Annotated in this window: 4 protein-coding genes; 3 read left to right on the top strand and 1 reads right to left on the bottom strand. The window is 74.3% G+C overall.

Annotated features, from left to right (window positions below):
* Nucleotides 1-374: adenylate/guanylate cyclase domain-containing protein (locus EYA84_RS26050; RefSeq protein WP_236145962.1), on the bottom strand; the 374-nt coding region annotated here is incomplete at its 3' end.
* A 266-nt stretch (nucleotides 375-640) separates the two neighbouring features.
* Between EYA84_RS26050 and EYA84_RS26045 the strand changes: the two genes are divergently transcribed.
* The 3 genes from EYA84_RS26045 (at nucleotide 641) to EYA84_RS26035 (ending at nucleotide 5034) form a co-directional block, all read left to right on the top strand.
* The gene (locus tag EYA84_RS26045; RefSeq protein ID WP_131056253.1) at nucleotides 641-3526 is read left to right on the top strand and encodes a helix-turn-helix transcriptional regulator; all 2886 of its coding nucleotides are present in this window, start codon (nucleotides 641-643) and stop codon (nucleotides 3524-3526) included.
* 84 nt (nucleotides 3527-3610) lie between these two features.
* Nucleotides 3611-4381: a DUF5995 family protein gene (locus EYA84_RS26040; RefSeq protein ID WP_131056251.1), complete on the top strand. Its 771-nt coding sequence runs from the start codon at nucleotides 3611-3613 to the stop codon at nucleotides 4379-4381.
* A 257-nt stretch (nucleotides 4382-4638) separates the two neighbouring features.
* Nucleotides 4639-5034 (top strand): hypothetical protein, encoded by a 396-nt coding sequence (locus EYA84_RS26035; RefSeq protein WP_131056249.1) that lies wholly within the window; start codon nucleotides 4639-4641, stop codon nucleotides 5032-5034.
* Nucleotides 5035-5114 lie beyond the last annotated feature (80 nt).

Raw genomic sequence — 5114 nt, 5'->3', positions numbered from 1 at the left:
AGCGTGATCACCGCGCCGCTGGCCATGCCGTGCCCGCCGTCGCGCCCGGCGGCCAGGTCCACCACGGCCTCGCCGGTGGCCACCCCGACGCGGACCCGCAGCCCGGGCGCGGTCTCTAGTGGCCGGCGGTCCAGGGCCCGCTGGACCTCCAGCCCGGCCCGCACCGCCCGGTACGCCTCGAAGCCGTCCCCGGCCCGCGCGCCGAACAACGCCATCACCGCGTCGCCGACGTACTTCTCCACCACGCCGTCCCAGCGCCGCAGCACCCGGGCGACCGTGCGGAAGTAGACCCGTTGCAGTGTGCGGACGTCCTCCGGGTCGAGCCGGTCGACCAGACGTGTCGACCCGACGATGTCGACGAAGAGGACAGTCAACGTCCGTCGTTCCTCAGCTACCGGCCAGCGCCCCCGCTGAGCCGGCTGACCTGCGACAACCGACATGGGCATCGAGATCGCACCCGCCTCTCCCCCCGTGCGTGCCAACGATGTCCCGGAGACTGTCATCCCCGGTCCGACGGCGGATCTGCCGAACGACGTATGTCGGCCGAGCGCAACCTTCGGTCGCAATGTCGACGCGAGTGGGGGAGGGGCGGCGCGGCGGCGGTAGAACGGGGGCGGCGGCTGTGACTAGGCTGCGAGCCATGGCCAGCGACGTGGACACCACACCGCTCGTCGGTCGGGCCGACCTGGTGGCGACGGTACGCGCCGCGTTGCTCGACGACGTGGCGCCGGGAAACACGGCCGGGGTCTTCCTCACCGGCGAGAGCGGCGTGGGCAAGACCCGGCTGCTGCACGAGGTGGGCGGGCAGTTGAGCGCGGGCGGTGCGCTGGTGCTCACCGGTTCCTGTCTGGACATCGGCGACGCCTCACCGCTGCACCCGTTGCGGCAGGCGTTGCGGCGTCTCGACGCGGACCTCCCGCCGGCCGCGACCGCGTCGGTGCGCGCGTTGCTCGGGGTGTTCGCCGAGGACGCCACCGGTCCGGACGGCGCGGGGGCGCTGCTGGAGCGGGTGTCCCGGGGACTGGGCGTCATCGCCGGTGGCCGTCCGCTGGTGCTGGTGCTGGACGACCTCCAGTGGGTCGACCGGACCACCCGACAGTTGCTGCTCTATCTGCTCGCCGGTCTGGGCGACCTGCAACTGTCGGTGCTGGCGGCGGTGCGGTCCGAGTCGTTGCAGGGCGCGCACCCGCTGCGTCGCGTGTTGACCGAGTTGCGCCGGCTGCGGTCGGTGCGGGTGCTGGACCTGGCGCCGCTGGACCGCGCCGCCACCGAGGAACTCGCCGCCGCGATCGTCCGGGCCCCGGTCGCGCCCGAGGCGGCCGACCGGCTGTGGCAACGCAGCGGGGGCAACCCGTTCGTGGTGGAGGAGTTGTCCCGGGACCTGCGCGACGGCCGCGACGACCTGTCCGACACGTTGCGCGAGGTGTTCCTGGCCCGGGTGGACGCGTTGCCGCAGCCGGCGCACCAGGCCGTGCACGCGGTCGCCGCCGGGGTGGAACCGGTCGAGCACCGGCTGCTCACCGAGGTGGTCGGGCTGCCCGAGCAGGACCTGCTCACCGCCGTCAAGGCCGCCGTCGCGCACCGGCTGCTGGTCGGCTCCGAGGACGGTTACCGGCTGCGGCACCGGCTCGTCGCCGAGGTGCTGGAGGACGAGCTGCTGCCCGCCGAACGCGCCCTGCTGCACCGGCGTTACGCCGAGGCGCTGACCTCGGCGCCGGGTGAGCTGCACCAGGCCCGGCTGGCGCACCACTGGCGGTTGGCCGGTGAGCCGGATCGGGCGTTGCCGGCGGCGGTGGCCGCCGCCGAGGAGGCCGAGCGGCTGTACGGCTACGCCGAGGCACACCGCCACTGGTCGGTGGCGGTGGATCTGAGCCAGGGCCGGGCCGGGGTCGACCGGGCGGTGCTGCTGGGCCAGGCCGCCGAGGCCGCACACAAGAGCGGCGAGTACGCGCGGGCGCTGACGCTGCTGGAGGAGTTGGCCGCCACCGACACCGGCCCGCCCGCCTGCGAGCTGCACATCCGGCGGGCACGATATCTGGCCGCCGCCGGACGGTCGGCGTTGGCCGAGGTGGAGTACCAGCAGGCGCTGGACGCCGCCGACTGCACGCCCCGGCAGCGGGCCGCCGCCGCCGCACACCTGGCGGAGCTGCTGGTGCACCTCGGCCGGTACGCCGACGCGGGCCGGCGGGCGCGGGAGGCGCTGGCCCTCGCCGAGCAGGTCGAGGGCGCCACCACCGAGGTGGTGCTGGCCAGCGCGGCGTTGGGCTTCTCCGAGGCGTACCTGGAGGATCCGGATGCCGGGCTGGCGGTGCTGCGGCGGGCGTTGGACACCGCCGAGCGGGCCGGCCGTCCGGAGGACGTGGCGCGGGCCTACCTGCACCTGGCGGAGCTGCTCACCGGGCCGCTGAACATCCTCGAAGAGGGGGTGGTGGTGGCCCGCCGGGGTGCCGAGCGGGTGGCCGAGCTGGGATTGGGTCGTGCCTACGCGACCCGGCTGCTGGCCGTCGCGACCAACGGGCTGTTCCGGGTGGGGCAGTGGGCCGAGGCGGAGAAGGTCGTCGCGGCGGCGCTGCGGCACCGCCCGTCCGGCGCGGACGCGGTGGAGATGCTGCTGGCCCGCTGCCGGCTCTCGGTCGGGTACGGCGACGTCGAGGCCGCCGACCGGGACCTGGACGCGGCGGCCACCATGCTGGCCGGTGGCGGTGCCCGGCACGTCATCCCGCTGCTCACCCTGCGCGCCGGCCTGGCGATGTGGCAGGGGCGGCACGACGTGGCCCGGCACGCGGTGCAGCGTGGCCTGACCGAGAGCCGCTCCGACGATCTGGTGATCCTCGCCGTGCTGGTCTGGCACGGGCTGCGCGCGGAGGCCGAGGCGCACGCCAGCCGCACCGTCGCGGTCGACCAGAACGCGGTACGCCGGTTGCGCGAGATCGCCGACCGGGTGGCCGGGCGCAGCGTGCCCGCGGCCCGGCCGGTACGCGACGTCGTCGACGGATATCTGGCGCTCTGTGCCGCCGAGGTGAGCCGCCTCGACGACAGCGACCCGGATCTGTGGGGCCGCGCGGCGGCCGAGTGGGACCGCCGCAACCACCCCTACCCGGCGGCCTACGCGCGGCTGCGTCAGGCCGAGGCGCTGCTGGCCCGCCGTCGCCGTACGGCGACCGCCGGTCGGCTGCTCCGGGAGGCGTACCAGATGGCGCAGGGACTCGGTGCGGTGCCGTTCACCGAGGAGATCCGTACCCTCGCCGGTCGGGCGCGGGTGGAGTTGGAGGAACGCCCCTCCGGGCGGGTCGAGCCGCCACCGGGTGCCGGTGACGAGCTGGCCGCGCTGACCGCGCGCGAGCGCGAGGTGCTCGCCGCAGTGGCCGAGGGGCTGACCAACAAGGAGATCGGCCAGCGCCTGTTCATCAGCGAGCGGACCATCGGCGTGCACGTCTCGCACATCTTCGACAAGCTCCACGTCCGCACCCGGGTCCAGGCGAGCGCCATCTTCCTGCGTAGTCGGGTGTCGGTGTCGGATACGTAGTTCTACTGATGTCGGCGGTGTCCCCGCCTGAAAGGCTGTGCCCGGCGTCGGGGAGACCGGGGCCGGGAGCAGCGAGGGGGCAGCGTGAGTGAACCGGTCTGGGGGCCAGTGCACCGGGACATCGTGGACCTGCTCGCCGATCACCCGGCCGACGTGCCCGCCGTCGTCGACCACCTGACCAAGCTCCAGGACATGCTGGTCCGGCTGCCACCGCTGCTGGACAGCTGCCCGCTGGCCGACTTCAACAAGCTCTACCTCACCATCACCACGAGCGTGTTGGACGGCCTCTACGCCGACCGGTTCGTCGACCCGGTCTTCCTGTCCCGGCTGGACGTCGAGTTCGCCGCCCGCTACTTCGACGCGCTGCGGATGTGGAGCGACTCCAGCCCCAATACGCCCAAGGCGTGGGCCTGCCTCTTCGACCGGATGCGCGGCCCGGACGCCCGGCCGTTGCCGTCGGCGGCTGCCGGCGTCAATGCGCACATCAACTTCGACCTGCCGTTTGCGCTGGTCACCACGTTCGACTACCTGGAGTCGGAGCCGGTCGAGGGCAGCGACCAGCACCGCGACTACCTGGAGATCAACAAGATCTTCGCCGACAAGATCCCCGGTCTGCGTCGGGGCTACCTGGAGCAGTGGCAACTGCTCATCGACATGGTCAACGGCGACATCGACGACTGGTACCAGGGTGAGCTGGTCGAGTACACCCGGGATGTCGCCTGGCGCAACGCACAACGAATCTGGCGATGCCGGCACGACCCGCATCGACACGAGCGCGAGCGCGCGCGGCTGGACCAGACGGCCGCCGCGCTCGGTCGGTTGCTGCTGTCGCCTCTCGGGGCATTCCTGCAGTAGCCGGGACGGGGGGTCCCCGCGCCTCGCCCGACGGCGAGGCACGGGGGCATCCGACCCGCCCGGGCGCCGTCGCCCGGTGGTGAGCACGGGGGGAAACAGGAGGCCGGCCGGCCTGGGGGGTGTCGGCCGGCCTTCGCGGGGTACGCGGCGCCCATGACCGCTGCCTTCCGGCGTCCCGCCGCACGGCCCCGCCCGCGTCCCGCCGCACCGCCTCGTCCGAGTCGGCCGGGGGACCGGGTCGGCCGACGGGTCCGGGGATGACCACGCACCTCTTCCCGTTCCGGTTCGACCCGGTGCTGCGCCCGCTCCTGGCCCTGCTCGGGGTACGGCCCGCCACCGCCTGGGTACGGGTCGACGACGACACACTGACGGTGCGGTTCGGCCCCTGGCGGCTGCGCACCGAACGGGCGAACGTCGTGGACACCGAGACCACCGGCCCGTACCGCTGGTGGCGGGTGGTCGGCCCGCGCCTGTCCGCCGCCGACCTCGGAGTCACCTTCGGCAGCTCCACCGCCACCGGGCTCTGCGTCCGCTTCGCGCGACCGGTGCCGGCGCTGCTGCCGGGCGGCCGTCCGCGCCATCCCGGGCTGACGGTGACCGTCGACGACCCCGCCGCCCTGGCCCGCGCACTGGCCGTACCGCCCGGCGGCTGACCGCGATGGGGGACGGGACCAGAGCGCGACGGGGCCGGGACCGGCGCCGCCCGGCGTCCGGGGCACCGGAGCCGTCGCTG

The organism is Verrucosispora sp. SN26_14.1 (genome assembly GCF_004307965.1).
Taxonomy (GTDB): Bacteria; Actinomycetota; Actinomycetes; order Mycobacteriales; family Micromonosporaceae; genus Micromonospora.
The sequence above is the reverse complement of the archived record's forward strand: the minus strand, read 5'-3'. Positions and strand labels throughout refer to the sequence as shown.